Raw genomic sequence first — 237 nt, 5'->3', positions numbered from 1 at the left:
CATCGACCCGACCAACCCGGCGGGCCGGGACCAGGCGGAAATCCGCCTGCCCCCGCAGTACGACGACACGGACTTCGACACCGGCCAGGTCGATTTCAACAGGAACATCAGCCCCGGCTTCCGCCTGAAGGGCGGCATCCTGGCCAACAACTACACCTTCAGCACCGAGGAACTCCGCCGCGCCAGCGAACTGGCCGTGCCCCACGACCCCCACGGCACCAAGATCGTGCCGGTGGA

1 protein-coding gene is annotated in these 237 nt (G+C 67.5%); it reads left to right on the top strand.

What is annotated here, in order from left to right:
• The coding region (locus tag ACQG3P_RS23460; protein ID WP_426806385.1) for a hypothetical protein at positions 1–237 on the top strand (237 nt) is incomplete at both ends.

The sequence above is a fragment of the Stenotrophomonas sp. SrG genome, assembly GCF_050031795.1.
GTDB classification, from domain to species: Bacteria; Pseudomonadota; Gammaproteobacteria; order Xanthomonadales; family Xanthomonadaceae; genus Stenotrophomonas; species Stenotrophomonas rhizophila_A.
The sequence above is the reverse complement of the archived record's forward strand: the minus strand, read 5'-3'. Positions and strand labels throughout refer to the sequence as shown.